The organism is Neobacillus sp. PS3-40, from assembly GCF_030915485.1.
Classification (GTDB): Bacteria; Bacillota; Bacilli; order Bacillales; family Cytobacillaceae; genus JAUZPL01.
The window spans coordinates 2,642,818-2,664,176 of sequence record NZ_CP133266.1; the positions used below are offsets into that span (position 1 = coordinate 2,642,818).

Here is a 21,359-nt window from a genome sequence, read left to right on the forward strand (position 1 = left end):
GATGAAGAAATTCATTACTGATCATTTGTCTATAGGTTAAGTTAGAAAGGGCGCACGGTGAATGCCTTGGCACTAGGAGCCGATGAAGGACGGGACTAACACCGATATGCTTCGGGGAGCTGTAAGTAAGCTTTGATCCGGAGATTTCCGAATGGGGGAACCCACTGTTCGTAATGGAGCAGTATCTTTACCTGAATACATAGGGTATTGAAGGTAGACCCGGGGAACTGAAACATCTAAGTACCCGGAGGAAGAGAAAGCAAACGCGATTCCCTGAGTAGCGGCGAGCGAAACGGGAAATAGCCCAAACCAAGAGGCTTGCCTCTTGGGGTTGTAGGACACTCAACATGGAGTTACAAAGGAACGGGGTAAATGAAGCGACCTGGAAAGGTCAGCCGTAGAAGGTAAAAGCCCTGTAGTTGAAACTTCGTTCCCTCCTGAGTGGATCCTGAGTACGGCCGGACACGTGAAATCCGGTCGGAAGCAGGGAGGACCATCTCCCAAGGCTAAATACTCCCTAGTGACCGATAGTGAACCAGTACCGTGAGGGAAAGGTGAAAAGCACCCCGGAAGGGGAGTGAAATAGTTCCTGAAACCGTGTGCCTACAAGTAGTCAAAGCCCATTAATGGGTAATGGCGTGCCTTTTGTAGAATGAACCGGCGAGTTACGATTACATGCAAGGTTAAGTTGAAAAGACGGAGCCGCAGCGAAAGCGAGTCTGAATAGGGCGAATGAGTATGTGGTCGTAGACCCGAAACCAGGTGATCTACCCATGTCCAGGGTGAAGTCCAGGTAACACTGGATGGAGGCCCGAACCCACGCACGTTGAAAAGTGCGGGGATGAGGTGTGGGTAGCGGAGAAATTCCAATCGAACTTGGAGATAGCTGGTTCTCTCCGAAATAGCTTTAGGGCTAGCCTCACGTAGTAAGAGTCTTGGAGGTAGAGCACTGTTTGGACTAGGGGCCCTCATCGGGTTACCGAATTCAGACAAACTCCGAATGCCAAAGACTTATCCGTGGGAGTCAGACTGCGAGTGATAAGATCCGTAGTCAAGAGGGAAACAGCCCAGACCACCAGCTAAGGTCCCAAAGTATACGTTAAGTGGAAAAGGATGTGGAGTTGCTTAGACAACCAGGATGTTGGCTCAGAAGCAGCCACCATTTAAAGAGTGCGTAATAGCTCACTGGTCGAGTGACTCTGCGCCGAAAATGTACCGGGGCTAAACGTATCACCGAAGCTGTGGATTGACATCTTAGATGTCAGTGGTAGGAGAGCGTTCTAAGGGCGTTGAAGCTAGATCGTAAGGACTAGTGGAGCGCTTAGAAGTGAGAATGCCGGTATGAGTAGCGAAAGATGAGTGAGAATCTCATCCACCGAATGCCCAAGGTTTCCTGAGGAAGGCTCGTCCGCTCAGGGTTAGTCGGGACCTAAGCCGAGGCCGAAAGGCGTAGGCGATGGATAACAGGTTGATATTCCTGTACCACCTCTTTATCGTTTGAGCAATGGGGGGACGCAGAAGGATAGGGTAAGCGCGCTGTTGGATATGCGCGTCTAAGCAGTTAGGCTGTCAGTGAGGCAAATCCCGCTGGCGTGAAGGCTGAGCTGTGATAGCGAGGGAAATTTAGTACCGAAGTTCCTGATTCCACACTGCCAAGAAAAGCCTCTAGCGAGATAAATGGTGCCCGTACCGCAAACCGACACAGGTAGGCGAGGAGAGAATCCTAAGGTGAGCGAGAGAACTCTCGTTAAGGAACTCGGCAAAATGACCCCGTAACTTCGGGAGAAGGGGTGCTCTTTGGGTGAATAGCCTCGAAGAGCCGCAGTGAATAGGCCCAGGCGACTGTTTAGCAAAAACACAGGTCTCTGCGAAGCCGCAAGGCGAAGTATAGGGGCTGACGCCTGCCCGGTGCTGGAAGGTTAAAAGGAGGGGTTAGCGCAAGCGAAGCTCTGAATTGAAGCCCCAGTAAACGGCGGCCGTAACTATAACGGTCCTAAGGTAGCGAAATTCCTTGTCGGGTAAGTTCCGACCCGCACGAAAGGCGTAACGATCTGGGCACTGTCTCAACGAGAGACTCGGTGAAATTATAGTACCTGTGAAGATGCAGGTTACCCGCGACAGGACGGAAAGACCCCGTGGAGCTTTACTGTAGCCTGATATTGAATTTTGGTACAGCTTGTACAGGATAGGTAGGAGCCTGAGAAGCCGGAGCGCTAGCTTCGGTGGAGGCGTCGGTGGGATACTACCCTGGCTGTATTGAAATTCTAACCCACACCCACATATCTGGGTGGGAGACAGTGTCAGGTGGGCAGTTTGACTGGGGCGGTCGCCTCCTAAAGAGTAACGGAGGCGCCCAAAGGTTCCCTCAGAATGGTTGGAAATCATTCGTAGAGTGTAAAGGCACAAGGGAGCTTGACTGCGAGACCTACAAGTCGAGCAGGGACGAAAGTCGGGCTTAGTGATCCGGTGGTTCCGCATGGAAGGGCCATCGCTCAACGGATAAAAGCTACCCCGGGGATAACAGGCTTATCTCCCCAAGAGTCCACATCGACGGGGAGGTTTGGCACCTCGATGTCGGCTCATCGCATCCTGGGGCTGTAGTCGGTCCCAAGGGTTGGGCTGTTCGCCCATTAAAGCGGTACGCGAGCTGGGTTCAGAACGTCGTGAGACAGTTCGGTCCCTATCCGTCGTGGGCGCAGGAAATTTGAGAGGAGCTGTCCTTAGTACGAGAGGACCGGGATGGACGCACCGCTGGTGTACCAGTTGTCTTGCCAAAGGCATCGCTGGGTAGCTATGTGCGGACGGGATAAGTGCTGAAAGCATCTAAGCATGAAGCCCCCCTCAAGATGAGATTTCCCATAGCGTCAAGCTAGTAAGATCCCTGAAAGATGATCAGGTTGATAGGTCAGAGGTGGAAGCGTGGCAACATGTGGAGCTGACTGATACTAATCGATCGAGGACTTAACCATTTTTAAAGCGATCTCGTGTTTTACTTCTTCTTCTAACGTTATCTAGTTTTGAGGGAATAATCCTCAAAAGAAAATAGTCCGGTAATTACGGCAAGAAGGTCACACCCGTTCCCATACCGAACACGGAAGTTAAGCTTCTTTGCGCCGATGGTAGTTGGGACTTTGTCCCTGTGAGAGTAGGACGTTGCCGGGCAAATTAAAAGGACAACCTTAATTGGGTTGTCCTTTTTGTCTACTATAGTAAAATAATTTAAGATATGATTTAACTATAATACTGAGAAGAGGGAATCTATTTTCATGAATAATGGAAGAAAGAAAATAACCTTTGAAGTTCAGGAAAATGAAACGATCGATGCGTGTTTAGATCGGATGAAGAAACAGGGGTATACCCCTGTTCGCCGTGTAGAAAAGCCCATTTTCCGAGAAGTTATGAATGGGAAAGAAAAATCATATGAACCTGTTAGTAGACAAATTATTTTTGAAGCAATTGCTTCTGAATAAATGTGGATATGTCAAATAAAAAGCGAACATTAAATATTTTTGATAAAAAAATGTTCGTTTTTCTTGACCGATCATACCGTAAGTTGTTACAATAGGGGTAATAAAATAACTAAATATAAGATTGACCCTCGTATAATAATGGGAATATGGCCCATGAGTCTCTACCTAATTACCGTAAATGATTGGACTATGAGGGAAAGTGGAAATTCACTAGAAATGAAAAACGAATGTTTTTCATTTTAGGGTATTTTGCTGTTCAAATTTTTAGCCCGAGCAGACTACTTTCTCTCATTTAAAATATGGGGAAGTATCTGTTTTCGGGCTATTTATATTGGAAAACTATTTGGATTGTATAGAAATCATATTTTACTGAGTAAACTAAGGTTTGGATCAGCTCACATCGTTTATTATCGTGATAAAAGTTTTTAATAGGATTATTGTTCAAATTCATAGTTGCCCATTGTTGTTACAAAACTTTTATATTGAAATGGGGATGGAGTAGCATGACTGTAAAGATTTCTGTCATCATGGGAAGTAAATCTGATTGGGAAACGATGAAATATGCATGTGAAATTCTTGATCAATTAGAAGTCCCTTATGAAAAAAAAGTAGTTTCTGCACATCGCACTCCTGATCTAATGTTTGAACATGCGGAATCTGCGAGAAAAAGAGGAATAAAAGTTATCATCGCTGGAGCGGGTGGGGCTGCCCATTTACCAGGTATGGTAGCTGCAAAAACCACTATTCCGGTCATCGGAGTTCCTATACAATCGAAAGCATTGAATGGACTTGATTCATTGCTTTCGATTGTACAAATGCCTGCGGGTGTTCCAGTTGCAACCGTGGCAATCGGAGTCGCAGGTGCTACAAATGCAGGCCTGTTAGCGGCACAAATTTTATCGATAACCGAACTAGAGTTGGTAGAAAAACTTGAAAAACGGAGAAATGAAGCAAAAATTGCCGCGATAGAAAGTAGTGATGAACTTGTCTAATACGGTTATTCTTCCAGGACAAACAATCGGTATTATAGGTGGAGGCCAATTAGGAAGAATGATGGCACTCGCTGCTAAACCAATGGGTTATAGGGTTGCTGTTCTTGATCCTGATATAGACTCACCATGCGGGCAGGTAGCAGACCATAGGATTATTGGATCCTATAATGACCTGGACGCCATAAAGAATCTAGCCAAAGTAAGTGACGTTATCACATATGAATTTGAAAATATCGATTCAAGTGCATTAGAATGGCTCTGTGATCATGCTAATGTGCCGCAGGGAACAGCATTACTTGAAATTTCACAAGACCGTATCAAGGAAAAAAAGGCGATCCAGAAGGCTGGGGCGGAGGTTGCTCCATTTGCCATAATTACAAAGATTGATGAAATTTATGATAATATGGAGAGGCTTGGCTTTCCGGCTGTGTTAAAGACTTCCCGCGGCGGGTACGATGGAAAAGGGCAACAAGTTATACGAAATGAGCAAGACCTAGTAAAAGCAACGGAGCTACTTCATCAAGGTCCATGTGTCCTAGAAAAATGGGTTTCATTTAAAAAGGAAATTTCCATTATTTTAACGAGAAATACTAACGGTGAGACATCCGTTTTTCCTGTTGCGGAAAATATTCATATTGATAATATTCTTCACCAAACCATTGTACCTGCAAGAATTAGTAACAGTGTAGAAGAAAAGGCGATTCAGTACGCAAAACAGCTTGCAGAATCTTTTCAACTTGTTGGAACACTTGCGGTTGAAATGTTTTTGACAGATAAAGATGAGATTTATATTAATGAGCTTGCTCCAAGACCGCATAATTCAGGTCATTATACGATTGAAGCTTGTGAAACTTCACAATTTGAACAGCATATCAGGGCTGTTTGTCATTTACCGTTTGGCAATACTGCACTATTAAAACCAGCGGTAATGGTTAATATATTAGGAGAACATCAATCGAAAATTTTAGAAATGTGGTCAAAATTATCGGATTGGAAAGTCCATTTTTATGGAAAAAAAGAACCTAAGCAAAAAAGGAAGATGGGGCATGTGACCATTCTTCATGATTCAACCGATGCCGCAATGGAAGAAGCAATAAACAGTCGTGTCTGGGAAAGCGATATAGAAAAACTAACTTTGGGGGAAAAAAGATGATTGATCGTTATACCCGCCCAGAAATGGGAGCAATTTGGACAGAAGAAAATCGTTTTAAAGCGTGGCTTGAAGTAGAAATTCTTGCCTGTGAGGCATGGTCTTTACTAGGAGATATTCCAAAAGAGGATGTCCAAAAGATCCGTGAAAATGCATCCTTCGATACTGCTAGAATTAAGGAAATTGAAGAGGAAACAAGACATGATGTTGTTGCATTTACTCGTGCTGTTTCTGAAACATTAGGGGAAGAAAGAAAGTGGGTTCACTACGGATTAACTTCAACCGATGTCGTAGACACTGCCCTTTCTTACGTATTAAAGCAGGCCAATCAAATTCTATTAAAAGACATTGAGAATTTTATTGAAATTTTAAAGAATAAGGCGAAGGAACATAAATTAACAGTTATGATGGGTCGGACTCATGGAGTACATGCGGAGCCAACCACATTTGGATTAAAGCTAGCTCTTTGGTATGAGGAAATGAAACGAAACCTTGAGCGTTTTAAACAGGCAGCTACTGGTATCGAATTTGGAAAAATATCTGGGGCAGTTGGTACGTATGCGAATATTGATCCTTCTGTAGAAAAGTATGTTTGTGAAAATCTTGGTCTTCAAAGTGCACCGATTTCAACCCAGACCTTGCAGCGTGATCGTCATGCCCATTATCTATCAACATTAGCTTTAATTGCGACATCGATTGAAAAATTTGCTGTTGAAGTTCGTGGATTGCAAAAAAGTGAAACAAGAGAAGTGGAAGAGTTTTTTGCAAAAGGGCAAAAAGGATCTTCAGCAATGCCACATAAACGGAATCCAATTGGTTCAGAAAATATGACCGGGATTGCACGAGTTATTCGTGGTTACATGCTTACAGCGTATGAAAATGTTCCACTTTGGCATGAACGCGATATATCTCATTCATCTGCTGAACGGATCATTTTACCGGATGCTACGATTGGATTAAATTATATGCTAAATCGCTTTGGTAATATTATCAAAAACTTGACTGTCTATCCGGAAAATATGAAGAGAAATATGGATCGGACTCTTGGGTTGATTTATTCACAACGTGTTCTTCTCGCTCTTATTGATAAAGGACTTTCAAGGGAAGAAGCATATGATACGGTTCAGCCAAGAGCGATGGAAGCATGGGAAAACCAAGTTTCATTTCGTAGCTTAGTCGAAGCAAATGAAAAGATTTCATCGTTGCTTTCTTCAGAAGAAATTGAAGATTGCTTTGATTACAACTACCATCTCCAGCATGTTGATACTATTTTTGATCGTTTAGGGTTATAAAGGAAGGGGTCTAGCCCCTTCTCTACCTTAAATTATATACGGAAAATTCCCAATTTTTAAAAAAATAGGAGGCACTCCCATGAAAGAACTTCTGTACGAAGGCAAGGCGAAAAGAATTTTCAAAACGGATGATGAAAATACGGTTTTGGTTGAGTATAAGGATTCTGCAACTGCTTTTAACGGAGTAAAGAAGGCTGAAATTACAGGCAAGGGTCGTTTAAATAACGAAATTACTAGTTTGTTGTTTTTAAAATTAAAAGAGCAGGGGATTGAGTCACATTTTATTGAGCAAATTTCGGATACGGAACAGCTTGTAAAAAAAGTAACGATTATTTCGCTTGAAACAGTCGTTCGCAATGTGGCAGCTGGGAGCTTTTCAAAAAGGTTGGGAATTGAAGAAGGAAACGAATTATCAGCACCAATCATTGAGTTTTACCTAAAAAATGATGAGTTGGGAGATCCACTCTTAACGATTGATCATATTCTTGAACTAAAACTTGCTTCACTTGCTGAAATAGCAGTTCTAAAAGAAAAGGCACTAGAAGTAAATGCAGTTTTATCGAGCTTTTTTGATGAACTCGGTATCCGCCTCATAGACTTTAAAGTTGAGTTTGGCAAAGACAATAAAGGCAACATTCTCCTTGCAGATGAGATATCACCTGATACATGCAGGCTCTGGGATAAAAAGACGAATGAAAAGCTCGATAAGGATGTATTTCGCCGTGATCTAGGAAGTTTAACAGATGCATATGAAACAATTTTAGCGAAAATTGGAGGACACAAGCATGTATAAAGTTAAGGTTTATGTAACGTTAAGAGAAAGTGTTTTGGATCCCCAAGGAACAGCTGTGAAAAATTCATTACATTCCTTAAATTATCGTGAAGTTGCGGATGTGCGAATCGGTAAGTATATGGAATTATCCATTGAGAAATCTGAACGCAATATAGATGAAGTGATTAATGAGATTTGTAGCCGTTTATTAGCAAATACCGTTATTGAAGATTACCGTTACGATGTAGAGGAGTGTGTTCCTCAGTGAAGTTTGCTGTGATCGTCTTTCCAGGATCCAATTGCGATGTAGATATGTACCACGCCATTAAAGACGAACTTGGTGAACAGGTTGAATATGTATGGCATGACACGGAGAGTTTGGATGAGTTTGATGGGATTTTGCTTCCAGGTGGGTTTTCATATGGTGATTACTTGCGCTCCGGAGCAATCGCACGTTTCAGTAATGTCATGAAAGAAGTGGTGAAAGCAGCAGAAGCAGGTAAACCTATTCTTGGCGTTTGCAATGGATTTCAAATTTTACTAGAAGCAGGATTATTACCAGGTGCAATGAGAAGGAACGAAAGCCTATCCTTTATTTGCAAGCCAGTGGAATTAAAGGTAGAAAACAACAGAACAATGTTTACTAGCGAGTTGAGTCAAGACCAAACCATTATGATTCCGATTGCTCATGGGGAAGGTAATTATTATTGTGATCAAGAAACGTTAGCCAGATTAACAGCGAATAACCAAATCGTTTTTACCTACCATGGAAAAAATCCAAATGGAAGTCTCGCTAATATCGCCGGTATTGTTAATGAGAAAGGGAACGTCCTAGGGATGATGCCTCACCCTGAACGAGCAGTGGATGATCTTTTAGGCGGTTCGGATGGCCTTAAGATGTTTCAATCAATTGTAAAGAACTGGAGTGAAGCATATGTTAAAGCTTGAGCCAAGTCCGGAACAAATCAAAGCAGAAAAGGTATATCGACAAATGGGTTTTTCTGATGCGGAATTTACAATGGTTGAAAATATTCTGGGGCGTACCCCTAATTATACTGAAACAGGCCTTTTCTCCGTTATGTGGTCAGAGCATTGTAGTTATAAAACCTCGAAGCCTGTCCTAAAAAGATTCCCAACGACAGGGGAACGGGTCCTTCAAGGTCCTGGAGAAGGAGCCGGAGTAGTTGATATCGGCGATAAACAGGCTGTTGTATTTAAAATTGAAAGCCATAATCACCCGTCAGCGATTGAGCCATATCAAGGTGCGGCAACAGGTGTGGGTGGAATCATCCGCGATGTTTTTTCAATGGGAGCAAGACCAATTGCGATGTTGAATTCACTCCGTTTTGGAGAACTTACCTCGCCACGTGTTCAGTATTTATTTAAAGAGGTTGTAGCTGGAATAGCGGGTTATGGAAACTGTATTGGTATTCCGACGGTTGGGGGAGAAGTTCAATTCGATTCATCTTATGAAGGAAATCCGTTAGTAAATGCAATGTGTGTGGGCTTAATTGATCATAAAGATATCAAAAAAGGCCAGGCACATGGAGCAGGTAATACCGTTATGTATGTAGGGGCAAAAACAGGACGTGATGGAATTCATGGTGCTACTTTTGCGTCAGAAGAATTGACTGAACAATCGGATGAAAAGCGTCCAGCTGTTCAGGTAGGCGATCCATTTATGGAGAAACTGCTACTAGAAGCCTGTTTGGAACTGATTCATTATGAATCACTTGTTGGAATCCAAGATATGGGTGCAGCAGGTTTGATCAGTTCATCAGCAGAAATGGCAAGTAAAGCAGGAATGGGTATTGAGATGAATTTAGATCTTGTTCCGCAACGGGAAACGGGAATGACTGCATATGAAATGATGCTGTCTGAGTCACAGGAACGAATGCTGATCGTTGTGCAAAAAGGAAAAGAACAAGAAATCGTGGACCTTTTTGCAAAGTATGGTTTAGAAGCAGTCTCGATTGGTAAGGTAACCGATGATAAAATGCTTCGTTTGTATCATAATGGGGAAATCGTTGCAGATGTGCCAGCGGATGCATTAGCAGAAGATGCCCCTGTTTACAATATGCCATCAAAAGAACCAAGCTATTTTCAAGAATTCCAGGCGATGGAGAATACAATTCCTCAAGTAGATGATTATAAAGATGTACTTTTAAAACTTTTAAGTCAGCCGACAATTGCTAGTAAGGAATGGGTTTATCAACAATACGATTACATGGTTCGTACAAACACAGTTGTTTCACCTGGATCCGATGCAGCCGTTGTCCGGATTCGTGGCACTCGTAAAGCATTAGCGATGACAACTGATTGTAACTCTCGTTATGTTTATTTGGACCCTGAAATGGGTGGGAAAATCGCAGTAGCTGAAGCAGCCCGGAATATTGTTTGTTCAGGAGCGGAGCCGTTAGCGATTACCGATAACTTAAACTTCGGAAATCCAGAAAAGCCAGAAGTCTTCTGGCAAATTGAAAAAGCGGCTGATGGGATTAGTGCTGCTTGCCGTGCTTTAAATACACCTGTTATTGGTGGAAACGTATCTCTATACAATGAAACAAGTGGAACAGCTATTTATCCAACACCAGTAATTGGCATGGTTGGATTAGTAACAGATATTGACCATATTACTACCCAACATTTTAAAAATAGCGGAGATCTAATCTATCTTGTGGGGGAAACAATGGATGAATTCGGCGGAAGTGAACTACAAAAACTTCTTAACGGACAGATTTTCGGTAAAGCCCCAGAATTAGAGATTGAAATCGAGAAAGAAAGACAGGCACAAGTCTTAGAGGCGATCCGTGCTGGATTTGTTCAATCCGCACATGATCTTTCTGAAGGTGGTTTAGCAGTAGCAATTGCAGAAAGCCTTTTTGGAGCTGATCACCTCGGTGCAGAGTTGGAAGTTGAAGGAAATTTGGTATCTGCATTATTCAGTGAAACGCAATCTCGTTTCCTCATCTCTGTGAAAAAGGAACATCAAACTGCGTTTGAAAAAATAATTGATGCAAAACTCATCGGGGAAGTAAACAATTCTGCTACATTACAAATTTTAAGCAAAGACAAACTTGTACTCGAAGCATCTGTTGCCAAATTAAAGGATGCATGGAAAGGGGCTATCACATGCTTGCTGAAATAAAGGGATTAAATGAAGAATGTGGGGTTTTCGGTATTTGGAACCACCCAGATGCTGCTCAAATTACCTATTATGGACTTCATGCACTCCAACACCGTGGACAGGAAGGAACAGGTATCGTTGTTTCGGACGGAGAAGCTCTTAAAGTAGTAAAAGGCGAAGGTCTTGTAACAGAAGTTTTCACATCAAATGTTATGCAAGAATTGAAAGGGACATCTGCGATTGGGCATGTTCGCTATTCAACAGCAGGTGGTGGTGGGTATGAAAATGTCCAGCCTCTACTGTTTCATTCACAAACAAGCAGTCTGGCGCTTGCTCATAATGGAAATATCGTCAATGTCCATCAGTTAAAATATCAACTTGAAGCACAGGGAAGTATTTTCCAAACAAGCTCAGATACAGAAGTTTTAGCCCATTTGATGAAAAGAAGTGGGTTTCCCCTTTTAAAAGATCAAGTGAAAAATGCTCTTTCAATTCTAAAAGGGGCATATGCTTACCTCATCATGACGGAAAAAGAGCTACTGATTGCACTTGATCCTGATGGCATAAAGCCGCTATCAATAGGACGTCTTGGCGAAGCATATGTTGTTGCTTCGGAAACATGTGCCTTTGATGTTATTGGAGCTGAATTTATTCGAGATGTTAGACCTGGAGAATTAATTATTTTGAATGAATTTGGGTTTACATCAGAGCAATTTGCCATTAGTTCAAAGACTGCAATCGATATGATGGAATTTATTTATTTTTCAAGGCCTGATAGTAACATTCATGGAATTAACGTCCACACCGCTCGGAAGAACCTAGGGAAAAGGCTTGCGATGGAGGCACAAATTGATGCTGATTTAGTAACAGGGGTTCCTGATTCAAGTATCTCGGCTGCACATGGCTATGCAGAGGCATCTGGGATTCCATATGAGATGGGATTAATTAAGAACCGCTATGTTGGCAGAACATTTATCCAGCCTTCCCAGTCATTAAGGGAACAGGGTGTAAAAATGAAGCTTTCCCCGGTTCGAGGAGTCGTTGAGGGAAAACGAGTGATTATGGTGGATGATTCGATTGTTCGGGGAACAACAAGCAAGCGAATTGTTCAGATGCTAAAAGATGCGGGCGCTGTAGAGGTACATGTGGTCATTGGTTCACCACCTATAAAATATCCGAGTTATTATGGAATTGATATATCCACAACAGAAGAATTAATTGCAGCTAATAATTCGATTGAAGAAATGAGAGAACTTATTGGTGCAGATTCACTAACGTTTTTAAGTGTAGATGGAATGATTGATGCCGTTGGCAGGCATGAAGAGGGCGGAACTGCTGGTTATAATCTCTGCTGTTTTACAGGAGATTATCCAACAGAAATCTATCCTGATTTACTTGCAAATTCGAATCGAAAATAGTTATATAGGAGGGTCTGCAATGTCAAACGCATATAAGCAAGCCGGAGTTAATATCGAAGCCGGATATGAAGCCGTATCTAGAATGAAAAAGCATGTCCAAAAAACATCTCGTGCTGGCGTGATAGGCGGATTGGGCGGATTTGGAGGCATGTTCGATCTCTCTATCTTAAATTTAAAAGAGCCTGTACTTGTTTCGGGTACAGACGGAGTCGGCACAAAACTAGTGGTCGCATTTATGATGGATCAACATGACACGATTGGAATTGATGCAGTTGCCATGTGTGTCAATGATATCGTTGTCCAAGGGGCAGAGCCTATTTACTTGCTCGATTACATTGCGTGTGGAGAAGCAAACCCTGAACGAATCGAAGCAATTGTCAAGGGAATAGCTGCTGGCTGTGAGCAGGCTGGCTGTGCGTTAATCGGTGGTGAAACAGCTGAAATGCCAGGATTGTACGATCCAAGTGAGTATGATCTCGCAGGATTTGCAGTAGGTGCGTGTGAAAAGGCAGATCTGATCACAGGTGAGAATATTCAGCCAGGAGATGTCCTGATTGGGTTAGCCTCAAGCGGAATCCACAGCAATGGCTATTCACTTGTTAGAAAAGTACTTTTAAAAGAATGGTCTATAAAAGATTATATTGAAGAATTAGGTTGTACACTTGGGGAAGAACTACTTCGCCCGACAAAAATTTATGTGAAGCCAATTTTATCAGCATTAAAAAAATTCAAGTTAAAAGGGATGGCACACATTACTGGCGGCGGATTTATCGAAAATATTCCGCGTATGCTACCAAATCAACTTGGAGCAGAGCTTTTTGAAGAAAACTGGAATATTCCTTCTATATTTAAGCTCATTTCTTCACGTGGTGAGATTGACCATAAAGAAATGTATAATATTTTTAATATGGGTGTAGGAATGGTAATTGCAGCGGATAAGCAAGATGCTAAAGGCATTCTTGAGCATTTTAGGCAATGCGGGGAAACAGCCTATGAAATTGGAGTTGTGACGGAGCAGGAAGGGATTCAAATTAACTACTGTGGAGGAAGTAAATGAAAAATATCGCAGTGTTTGCATCAGGGAGCGGAAGCAACTTTCAAGCGATCATTGATGTGATTCAAGCTGGAGAACTTGATGCAAATATTTCTATCCTCGTTTGTGATAAACCTAATGCTTATGCGATTAAGCGTGCAAGAGTTGCAGGGATTCCAAGCTTTATTTTTAACCCAAAGGATTATACTAGCAAGGAAGATTATGAAAAAGACATAGCAACTGAGCTTAAATCCAAGGGTGTTGAATTTGTGGTGCTTGCAGGGTACATGAGGCTAATCGGTGACACATTATTAGAAGAATATGAGGGGCGAATCGTCAATATTCATCCTTCATTACTCCCGGATTTTCCAGGTAAAGATGCAATTGGTCAAGCCCTCGACGCGAAAGTAAAAGTGAGTGGTGTGACCATTCATTTTGTCGATAAAGGAATGGACACAGGTCCGATTATTGTCCAAGAGCGCGTTAGATTGGATCAATTTGAAACAAGAGAAAGTTTACAAGGGAAGATCCATTCGATTGAACACAAGCTTTATCCATCAACTTTGCAAATGCTGTTAACACAAGGAGGAGAAATCTATGGAAAAAAAGCGCGCACTAATTAGTGTTTCAGATAAGAGCGGAATAGTTGATTTTGCCAAGGAGCTTGTCAGCCTTGGCTTTGAAATTATTTCTACAGGCGGAACGAAAAGGGTATTACAGGAACATGAAGTGCCCGTCATGGGAGTTAGTGACGTAACAGGGTTTCCTGAGATTTTAGAAGGGCGTGTCAAAACATTAAATCCATTGATCCATGGGGGCCTTTTGGCAAAACATGATGTCTTGGAGCACAAACAGCAACTTGAAGAACACAGGATCCATCCCATCCAGCTTGTGTGTGTTAATTTGTACCCTTTCCAGCAGACAATTGAAAACCCTAATGTAACAGTTGATGATGCGATTGAAAATATTGATATTGGCGGTCCATCAATGCTAAGGTCATCTGCTAAAAACCATCAATATGTGACGGCTCTAGTTGATCCAACTGACTACGAAATGGTTATTGCAGAATTAAAAGCGGTAGGTAAAACAAGCTTGGATACAAGAAAAAAACTAGCTGCAAAGGTTTTCCGTCATACAGCAGCATATGATGCACTTATAGCTGAATATATGACAGACCTAGTTCAAGAAGAAACTCCAGAAAAATTAACCGTAACTTACGATTTAAAGCAAACTCTTCGTTATGGAGAAAATCCACATCAGAAAGCTGCCTTTTATAAAAAACCACTTGGTTCAGCATTCTCAATTGCTAATGCCAAGCAGCTCCACGGAAAAGAACTTTCCTATAATAATATCAATGATGCAGATGCAGCTTTGCAAATTGTGAAAGAATTTACGGAACCAACAGCTGTTGCTGTTAAGCATATGAATCCGTGTGGAGTTGGGACAGGAAGTAAGGTATATGACGCATTTTCAAAAGCATTTGCTGCCGATCCAGTCTCCATATTTGGCGGTATTATCGCTTTTAACAGGGAAGTAGACGCAGAAACAGCAAGGAAGCTTCACGAAATTTTCCTAGAAATCATCATCGCGCCATCCTTCTCAAAGGAAGCATTGGATATATTAACAGGGAAAAAGAATCTTCGCTTATTAACGATTCCATTTGATCAAGTGAACAAAGCGGAATTTAAAATGGTTACGATCGAAGGTGGATTGCTAACCCAGGAGCAAGATCGCTACACATTAGAGGATGCAACCATCACCATTCCAACAAAAAGACAACCAACAGAAGCAGAATGGGAATCATTAAAGCTTGGCTGGAGAGTTGTAAAACATGTGAAATCGAATGCCATTGTCGTTGCTAGTGAGGATATGACACTTGGTATTGGAGCAGGACAAATGAACAGGGTGGGATCAGCAGAAATTGCCTTAAAACAAGCGGGAGCTAAAGCTGAAGGAGCTTGTCTTGCATCAGATGCCTTCTTCCCAATGAATGATACGGTAGAGGTAGCTGCAAAAGCAGGAATAACGGCAATTATTCAAACCGGTGGATCAATTCGTGACGAGGATTCAATTAAAAAAGCAGACGAATATGGAATTGCCATGGTGTTTACGGGAGTAAGGCATTTTAAACATTAATGATTGGAGGCGAGTTATTTGAACGTACTAATCATTGGACGTGGTGGCAGAGAGCATGCCATCTGCCGAAAAGTGAGGGAAAGCAAGAAAGTTGAAAAGGTATTTGTTGCACCCGGTAATGCTGGGATGACGGATGTAGCAGATCTGGTTCTAATTCAAGAAAATGATTCTGAACAACTTGTTCAATTTGCCTTGGATCAGCAAGTTAGTTTGACAATCATTGGACCCGAAACGCCCCTCCTCGCAGGTCTCGCAGACAAGTTTCAAGCAGCAGGTTTACGCGTATTTGGACCAAGCCAAGCAGCTGCAGAAATTGAAGGAAGTAAGTCATTTGCAAAAGAAATAATGAAAAAATATCAGATTCCAACTGCTGAATATGCAGTCTTCTCTTCTTTTGAAGAAGCGAGAAAATACGTTGAGGAAAAAGGCGCCCCTATTGTCATTAAGGCAGACGGATTAGCAGCTGGAAAAGGTGTAACTGTTGCTTTAACAAAAGAGGAAGCTCTAATAAGCTTGGAAGAAATGCTGCTTGATCAAAAATTTGGAATAGCTTCATCAAGTGTTGTGATAGAAGAGTTTTTAAGCGGTGAGGAATTTTCACTAATGGCTTTCGTAAATGGTGAAGTAGTGATCCCACTAGAGATTGCACAGGATCATAAACGAGCATTCGATGGGGACCTTGGTCCCAATACGGGTGGTATGGGTGCTTATTCACCTGTCCCGCAAATTGGCGATAATACGGTTAATGAAGCGATTGAAAAGGTTCTGAAGCCTGCAGCTAAAGCACTTGTTCAGGAAGGCCGAAGCTTTTGTGGAATTTTATATGCGGGTTTAATTAATACTGTTGAGGGTCCCAAAGTCATCGAATTTAATGCTCGTTTCGGCGATCCAGAAACACAGGTGATATTGCCAAGGCTAAAATCGGATTTAGTCGAAACGATAGTAGAGATTATTAGTGGTGGTTCACCTGAATTAATTTGGGATGAACGGAAGATGGTTGGCGTAGTTGTGGCTTCAAAAGGATATCCTGGAGAATATCAAAAGGGTGCTGTTTTGACAGGGTTAGCTGATATTAATCCTGATGTTTACACCTTCCATGCCGGGACGGTTCAAAACGAATTTGGTGAATTTGAAACAGCAGGGGGAAGGGTTCTCCTGGTAGGAGCCATGGATAAAAATTTAGAAGAGGCTTGTAAAAAAGTCTATAAAGAACTTGAAAAGTTGAAGTGTAACGGTATATTTTATCGAAAAGACATTGGTTTTAGAGCTTTGGGAATAAGATAAATTGAAGGGCTGGCCAAATTAATGGACAGCCCCTTACTATGCTTTAAAATTTTAGGATGGACTGTAAGGTAAAATTTGTTCCCCATCTAAACTTTCTTCTAAATCATCTAATGATCGATCAGCTTCATTATGATCAGGTTTCATAACTGGACACTTTTCATACATTGCGGTTATTGGACAATAACGAACAATTCCCTCTGCTACTTTCATGGCACCAAGCATTGCCATCACCAAATAAGAATCTCTCCATGGGCGTTTAACCAGTTTTGCTGTGCTCCATGATAGGATAGTCAAACCAATCGTAATCCGAATTAATGCATTTAAAACGCCGATATTAGGCTTTACATTCATTTTTTTCACTCCTCCATAAATTTTTTAAAGAAATAGTCATCCATCAAGCGGATAAATATGTTATTATATAAGCTAGCTATATTATATTGTTCACTTGTTCACAAACTTTTGAAAAATTTTCATGATTCTTTAAAGCGTTAAATGGGCAAATATGTTAGTATAAAACTAAAGCACTTTGTAAGTGCTTTCTTTTCCAAAAAAGCCAAAAAATTTACTTATTATAGATGGAGGGATGCATGTGTTAGAGCAACGCTATCGCTGGAAAAATAAACAAATTCGTCAACATGTATCCATTTTAGATGGAAAATATGCACCGACTATTCTTTTAAAAAATGCATTGTATTTAAATCAGACATTTCGCAAATGGATGCGAGCAAATATTTGGATTTATGAGGATCGAATTGTATATGTCGGAGACAATTTGCCAGTAAGCCATGAAAATTGTGAAGTCATTGACTGTACAAATGAAATTCTTGTTCCGGGTTATATTGAACCACATGCCCACCCATTTCAATTATATAATCCCCAGACACTCGCGGCTTATGCGTCACAGTTAGGAACAACAACGTTAATAAATGATAATATGGCATTGATTTTACATTTGAAAAAAAAGGAAGCGTTTTCGTTAATTAGGGATTTGCGCTCAACTCCTGCTTCTATGTATTGGTGGAGTCGTTTTGATGCACAAACGGAAATTTTAGATGAAAATGAAATCTTCTCACATAGTAACGTGAAGACTTGGCTTGAACATGATGCTGTACTTCAAGGGGGAGAGCTCACTGGTTGGCCCAAGCTGCTCGCCGGCGACGACATGATGCTTCATTGGATTCAAGAGGCAAAGCGTATGCGTAAACAAATTGAAGGTCATTTTCCGGGGGCATCTGAAAAGACATTAGCAAAGATGATGCTATTTGGAGCCGACTGTGATCATGAATCAATGACAGGAGAAGAAATATACAATCGATTAATGCAGGGATATATGGTTTCTTTGCGCTATTCTTCCATTCGACCTGATTTACCTTATTTGTTGGATGAGATGAAACGATTGGAGATCGAGTCCTATGATCGGTTAATGTTTACTACGGATGGATCATCATCTAGCTTTTATGAACAAGGCATTATTGATCGAATGATTCAGATTGCGATTGAAAAAGGGATTCCTCCTATTGATGCTTATAATATGGCAACTATTAATGTGGCTCGTTATTATAATATTGAGCATTTACATGGCAATATCGCAACAGGTAGAGTTGCTAATATTAACTTCTTATCAGATATCAACAATCCGACTCCTATCTCAGTACTTGCCAAAGGAAAATGGCTAAAACGGAATGGAGAGGCAATGGAGGAATTTTCAACTATTGCAAATTGGGATGAATATGGGTTTTCTCCGATGGAAATAAAGTGGGATTTAAAAATAGATGATTTGCAGTTCTCCATGCCTTTTGGGATTAAGATGGAAAATTCAGTGATTACGAAACCGTATTCGATCGCGATTGATGTATCGTTGGATGAACTACCAGATGATATAGATGAATGCTTTTTTACTTTAATTGATCGCTTTGGAAAATGGAGAATTAATACGATTTTGAAGGGGTTTGCCAATAAATTATCCGGCCTTGCTAGCTCGTATTCAAATACAGGTGATATTATATTGATTGGGAAAAATAAACAGGATATGATTTGCGCATTTAATCGAATGAAAGAGCTTGGCGGGGGAATCGTCATGGCAGAAGAAAATCAAATCGTTTGTGAAATTTCATTGCCACTAGGTGGGATAATGTCCGATCTTCCTGTTGAAGAAATAATGATTCATGAAAAAAAATTACACAAGGAACTGATTAAACGTGGCTATCATTTTTCAGATCCTATTTACAGTTTGCTCTTCTTTTCTTCAACTCATTTACCTTACATCCGTATTACCCAACAAGGGATGTATGATGTGATGAACAAAACAGTACTCTTTCCGTCGATAATGCGTTAAAATGTAAAAGAAATTAACTAATAAAATACAGCTAGAAAGTTCTAACACCACGATGATTAGTATAGGGGTGTATTGATAATATGAAAAAGTGGACTGCTGCAGCTGTTATTGCTTTTTTACTGCTATCAGGTTGTAGTCAAAAGGATCAAGCCAAACCAGTCAAAAAAGCAAAGGAAGTAACAAAAGTAGAAAAAAACGCCAAATCGGAAAATGAATTCCCATATTATTATCCATTAACTGGGGTAGGATCAGAGACAAAAACAGATGGTAGAGCAGTTGCAGTGATGATTAATAATTTTCCGAAAGCAAGACCACAGTCTGGTTTGAATAAAGCCGATATTGTCTATGAAATTCTTGCTGAAGGAGATATTACTCGCTTCCTTGCTGTATTTCAAAGTGAAAAGCCTGAAAATATTGGACCTGTTCGTAGTGCCAGGGATTATTATATAGACATCGCTAAAGGATTAAAGGCATTGTATATCGCACACGGTTACAGTCCGGAAGCAAAGAAAATGCTAAATAGTGGATATATCGATAATCTTAATGGAATGGTTTATGATGGAACGCTTTTTAAACGAGCCAACTTCCGAAAACCGCCTCATAATTCCTATATTACGTATGAAAATATTTTAAAAGGAGTCAAACTGAAAAACTATTCGATGGATGCGACTCCTCCTGCTTTTACATTTTTAACAAAAGATGAGAGCCTGAAATTAACGGGCAAAACTGCCACCTCTGTGATGGTATCGTATTTTTCACATAATATATTTGATTGTATCTACGAATATGACTCGTCTATTGGAAAGTACAAGCGCTTTACAAGTGGAGAACAAACCATTGATTTAAAAACAAAACAGCCTATCCTACTCGATAATATCTTTATTGTTGAAATGGATCACCAATTAATAGATTCTTATGGACGTCGAGCAGTTGATCTGACATCCGGAGGACAAGCCTATTTGCTTCAAAAGGGAAAGGTAAATGAAGTAGAATGGAAAAATGACAACGGAAGAATTATCCCATTTAAAGATGGGAAAGAAGTTCCTTTTGTTCAGGGGAAGACATGGGTCAATGTTATTCCAACGAAGCCAGGTTTACTTAAGAGTGTTTCATTTAATGTAAAATAAGAATTCAAAGGGGTATAAAAAATGCAAATAAATAAATTAAGAGGGAAAACGCTCGATCAATTATTTCAGGCGGTTCTTTCATTAAAGGATTTAGAAGAATGTTATAGTTTCTTTGATGACCTTTGTACAATCAATGAAATTCAATCATTGGCACAACGTCTTGAAGTTGCAAGAATGTTGCGTGATGGAAAAACCTATCATAAAATTGAAACAGAAACAGGTGCAAGTACAGCAACTATTTCTCGTGTTAAACGTTGTTTGAATTATGGAAATGACGCCTATGAATTAGCGTTGGACCGAATCAAAGGACCTGAAGAGACAATGGAAGATGTAGCGCAAGAGCCGAAGAATTAATCTTCGGTTTTTTTTCTCTTCTAATGGGTTTTATTTCTAAGCTTAGAATGGACTATTTTTTTTTTGAATCGTTTTTAGCAAGTGCTATAATGTTGTAATGGAATAGTGAATGGGAGGATTTTTGGATGTACGATTTTCGCCAATGGCGCCATGTGTTTAAACTTGACCCAAATAAAGAAATATCAGAAAAGGATTTGGAAAGAATTTGCGAATCCGGCACGGACGCAGTAATTGTTGGCGGAACAGATGGGGTAACTCTCGAAAATGTTCTAGACTTAATGGCAAGAATCCGAAGGTATACAGTTCCGTGTGTACTAGAGGTTTCAACTATTGATACGATTACCCCAGGGTTTGATCTATATTTTATCCCAACCATTTTAAATAGTCAGGATACAAAATGGATTACAGAACTACATCATCAGGCTGTAAAAGAATATGGTGCAGTTATGAATTGGGACGAGATCGTCATGGAGGGCTATTGTATAGTAAACAAGGATTGTAAAGCTGCTAAGCTTACAACTGTTCATACTGATTTAACAAGCGATGACATTACTGCTTATGCCATCATGGCTGAAAAAATGTTTCAGCTGCCGATTTTTTACATCGAATATAGTGGTGTATATGGGGATGTTCAGTTGGTTGCAGATGTCAAAAATGTTCTCGAAAAAACAATTCTTTTTTATGGTGGCGGGATTTCAACTGTTGAACAAGCTGTCAATATGGCCAAGCATGCAGATGTAATCGTGGTTGGAAATGTCATTTATGAAAATATTGATGAAGCGTTAAAAACGGTCAAAAGTATCCGATAATGATTGTTTAGAATGAAATAAAATGGTAAAATCAATAAAAAAGAACATGTGTTCTATTAT

18 protein-coding genes, 2 rRNA genes and 1 riboswitch are annotated in these 21,359 nt (G+C 40.7%); of the genes, 19 read left to right on the forward strand and 1 reads right to left on the reverse strand.

Annotated features, from left to right (window positions below):
* The first annotated feature begins 34 nt into the window (after positions 1–34).
* From RCG20_RS12945 to purD, 15 genes are all read left to right on the forward strand, one after another.
* A 23S ribosomal RNA gene (locus RCG20_RS12945) occupies positions 35–2,969 on the forward strand.
* Between the two features lie 77 nt (positions 2,970–3,046).
* A 5S ribosomal RNA gene (gene rrf, locus RCG20_RS12950) occupies positions 3,047–3,162 on the forward strand.
* 104 nt (positions 3,163–3,266) lie between these two features.
* The gene (locus tag RCG20_RS12955; protein ID WP_308180540.1) at positions 3,267–3,470 is read left to right on the forward strand and encodes an NETI motif-containing protein; all 204 of its coding nucleotides are present in this window, start codon (positions 3,267–3,269) and stop codon (positions 3,468–3,470) included.
* A gap of 108 nt (positions 3,471–3,578) precedes the next feature.
* A riboswitch (purine riboswitch) is annotated at positions 3,579–3,680 on the forward strand.
* Between the two features lie 293 nt (positions 3,681–3,973).
* The gene (gene purE, locus RCG20_RS12960) at positions 3,974–4,462 is read left to right on the forward strand and encodes a 5-(carboxyamino)imidazole ribonucleotide mutase (RefSeq protein ID WP_308180541.1); all 489 of its coding nucleotides are present in this window, start codon (positions 3,974–3,976) and stop codon (positions 4,460–4,462) included.
* Positions 4,449–5,615 carry a 5-(carboxyamino)imidazole ribonucleotide synthase gene (gene purK / locus RCG20_RS12965; protein WP_308180542.1) on the forward strand — a complete coding sequence of 389 codons (1,167 nt, stop codon included), beginning with the start codon at positions 4,449–4,451 and terminating at the stop codon, positions 5,613–5,615. Before purE ends, purK begins: the two co-directional genes overlap by 14 nt.
* Complete coding sequence (purB, locus tag RCG20_RS12970) at positions 5,612–6,904, forward strand: adenylosuccinate lyase (RefSeq protein ID WP_308180543.1); 1,293 nt, start codon at positions 5,612–5,614, stop codon at positions 6,902–6,904. The genes purK and purB overlap by 4 nt, the downstream gene beginning before the upstream one ends.
* 79 nt (positions 6,905–6,983) lie before the next feature.
* On the forward strand, positions 6,984–7,697 hold the full coding sequence (purC, locus tag RCG20_RS12975) for a phosphoribosylaminoimidazolesuccinocarboxamide synthase (protein ID WP_308180544.1): 714 nt from the start codon (positions 6,984–6,986) through the stop codon (positions 7,695–7,697).
* Positions 7,690–7,944 carry a phosphoribosylformylglycinamidine synthase subunit PurS gene (gene purS / locus RCG20_RS12980; RefSeq protein ID WP_308180545.1) on the forward strand — a complete coding sequence of 85 codons (255 nt, stop codon included), beginning with the start codon at positions 7,690–7,692 and terminating at the stop codon, positions 7,942–7,944. The genes purC and purS overlap by 8 nt, the downstream gene beginning before the upstream one ends.
* Positions 7,941–8,624: a phosphoribosylformylglycinamidine synthase subunit PurQ gene (gene purQ / locus RCG20_RS12985; RefSeq protein ID WP_308180546.1), complete on the forward strand. Its 684-nt coding sequence runs from the start codon at positions 7,941–7,943 to the stop codon at positions 8,622–8,624. The genes purS and purQ overlap by 4 nt, the downstream gene beginning before the upstream one ends.
* Positions 8,611–10,824, forward strand: a complete 2,214-nt coding sequence (gene purL, locus RCG20_RS12990; protein ID WP_308180547.1) for a phosphoribosylformylglycinamidine synthase subunit PurL — start codon at positions 8,611–8,613, stop codon at positions 10,822–10,824. The genes purQ and purL overlap by 14 nt, the downstream gene beginning before the upstream one ends.
* Positions 10,809–12,221, forward strand: coding sequence for an amidophosphoribosyltransferase (gene purF, locus RCG20_RS12995; RefSeq protein ID WP_308180549.1), 1,413 nt, complete (start codon positions 10,809–10,811; stop codon positions 12,219–12,221). The genes purL and purF overlap by 16 nt, the downstream gene beginning before the upstream one ends.
* A gap of 19 nt (positions 12,222–12,240) precedes the next feature.
* Positions 12,241–13,278: a phosphoribosylformylglycinamidine cyclo-ligase gene (gene purM, locus RCG20_RS13000; RefSeq protein ID WP_308180550.1), complete on the forward strand. Its 1,038-nt coding sequence runs from the start codon at positions 12,241–12,243 to the stop codon at positions 13,276–13,278.
* A complete protein-coding gene (purN, locus tag RCG20_RS13005; protein ID WP_308180551.1) occupies positions 13,275–13,877 on the forward strand; it encodes a phosphoribosylglycinamide formyltransferase in 603 nt (200 codons plus the stop codon). Before purM ends, purN begins: the two co-directional genes overlap by 4 nt.
* A complete protein-coding gene (gene purH / locus RCG20_RS13010) occupies positions 13,852–15,390 on the forward strand; it encodes a bifunctional phosphoribosylaminoimidazolecarboxamide formyltransferase/IMP cyclohydrolase (RefSeq protein WP_308180552.1) in 1,539 nt (512 codons plus the stop codon). Before purN ends, purH begins: the two co-directional genes overlap by 26 nt.
* Positions 15,391–15,408: 18 nt before the next feature.
* The gene (purD, locus tag RCG20_RS13015) at positions 15,409–16,674 is read left to right on the forward strand and encodes a phosphoribosylamine--glycine ligase (RefSeq protein ID WP_308180553.1); all 1,266 of its coding nucleotides are present in this window, start codon (positions 15,409–15,411) and stop codon (positions 16,672–16,674) included.
* A gap of 51 nt (positions 16,675–16,725) precedes the next feature.
* Here purD and RCG20_RS13020 read toward each other — a convergent pair whose 3' ends face one another.
* Positions 16,726–17,025: a YgaP family membrane protein gene (locus RCG20_RS13020; RefSeq protein ID WP_308180554.1), complete on the reverse strand. Its 300-nt coding sequence runs from the start codon at positions 17,023–17,025 to the stop codon at positions 16,726–16,728.
* Between the two features lie 238 nt (positions 17,026–17,263).
* Here RCG20_RS13020 and RCG20_RS13025 point away from each other — a divergent pair, with 238 nt between their 5' ends.
* The 4 genes from RCG20_RS13025 to RCG20_RS13040 all read left to right on the forward strand — a co-directional run bounded on the left by RCG20_RS13025 (position 17,264) and on the right by RCG20_RS13040 (position 21,299).
* Entirely contained in the window at positions 17,264–19,009 is a 1,746-nt protein-coding gene (locus RCG20_RS13025; RefSeq protein WP_308180555.1) for an adenine deaminase C-terminal domain-containing protein, read from the forward strand.
* An 80-nt stretch (positions 19,010–19,089) separates the two neighbouring features.
* Positions 19,090–20,136 carry a DUF3048 domain-containing protein gene (locus RCG20_RS13030; protein ID WP_308180557.1) on the forward strand — a complete coding sequence of 349 codons (1,047 nt, stop codon included), beginning with the start codon at positions 19,090–19,092 and terminating at the stop codon, positions 20,134–20,136.
* 21 nt (positions 20,137–20,157) lie between these two features.
* Positions 20,158–20,490, forward strand: coding sequence for a YerC/YecD family TrpR-related protein (locus tag RCG20_RS13035; protein ID WP_308180558.1), 333 nt, complete (start codon positions 20,158–20,160; stop codon positions 20,488–20,490).
* A gap of 125 nt (positions 20,491–20,615) precedes the next feature.
* A complete protein-coding gene (locus tag RCG20_RS13040; protein WP_308180559.1) occupies positions 20,616–21,299 on the forward strand; it encodes a heptaprenylglyceryl phosphate synthase in 684 nt (227 codons plus the stop codon).
* Positions 21,300–21,359 lie beyond the last annotated feature (60 nt).

Bases quoted from the DNA above. Each gene is read 5' to 3' on its own strand.
- purE (WP_308180541.1), top strand. From the start codon at position 3,974: ATGACTGTAAAGATTTCTGTCATCATGGGAAGTAAATCTGATTGGGAA.
- purH (WP_308180552.1), top strand. From the start codon at position 13,852: ATGGAAAAAAAGCGCGCACTAATTAGTGTTTCAGATAAGAGCGGAATA.
- purF (WP_308180549.1), top strand. From the start codon at position 10,809: ATGCTTGCTGAAATAAAGGGATTAAATGAAGAATGTGGGGTTTTCGGT.
- purM (WP_308180550.1), top strand. From the start codon at position 12,241: ATGTCAAACGCATATAAGCAAGCCGGAGTTAATATCGAAGCCGGATAT.
- purB (WP_308180543.1), top strand. From the start codon at position 5,612: ATGATTGATCGTTATACCCGCCCAGAAATGGGAGCAATTTGGACAGAA.
- purK (WP_308180542.1), top strand. From the start codon at position 4,449: ATGAACTTGTCTAATACGGTTATTCTTCCAGGACAAACAATCGGTATT.
- purL (WP_308180547.1), top strand. From the start codon at position 8,611: ATGTTAAAGCTTGAGCCAAGTCCGGAACAAATCAAAGCAGAAAAGGTA.
- purC (WP_308180544.1), top strand. From the start codon at position 6,984: ATGAAAGAACTTCTGTACGAAGGCAAGGCGAAAAGAATTTTCAAAACG.
- purS (WP_308180545.1), top strand. From the start codon at position 7,690: ATGTATAAAGTTAAGGTTTATGTAACGTTAAGAGAAAGTGTTTTGGAT.
- RCG20_RS13035 (WP_308180558.1), top strand. From the start codon at position 20,158: ATGCAAATAAATAAATTAAGAGGGAAAACGCTCGATCAATTATTTCAG.
- purN (WP_308180551.1), top strand. From the start codon at position 13,275: ATGAAAAATATCGCAGTGTTTGCATCAGGGAGCGGAAGCAACTTTCAA.
- RCG20_RS12955 (WP_308180540.1), top strand. From the start codon at position 3,267: ATGAATAATGGAAGAAAGAAAATAACCTTTGAAGTTCAGGAAAATGAA.
- RCG20_RS13030 (WP_308180557.1), top strand. From the start codon at position 19,090: ATGAAAAAGTGGACTGCTGCAGCTGTTATTGCTTTTTTACTGCTATCA.
- RCG20_RS13020 (WP_308180554.1), bottom strand. From the start codon at position 17,025: ATGAATGTAAAGCCTAATATCGGCGTTTTAAATGCATTAATTCGGATT.
- RCG20_RS13040 (WP_308180559.1), top strand. From the start codon at position 20,616: ATGTACGATTTTCGCCAATGGCGCCATGTGTTTAAACTTGACCCAAAT.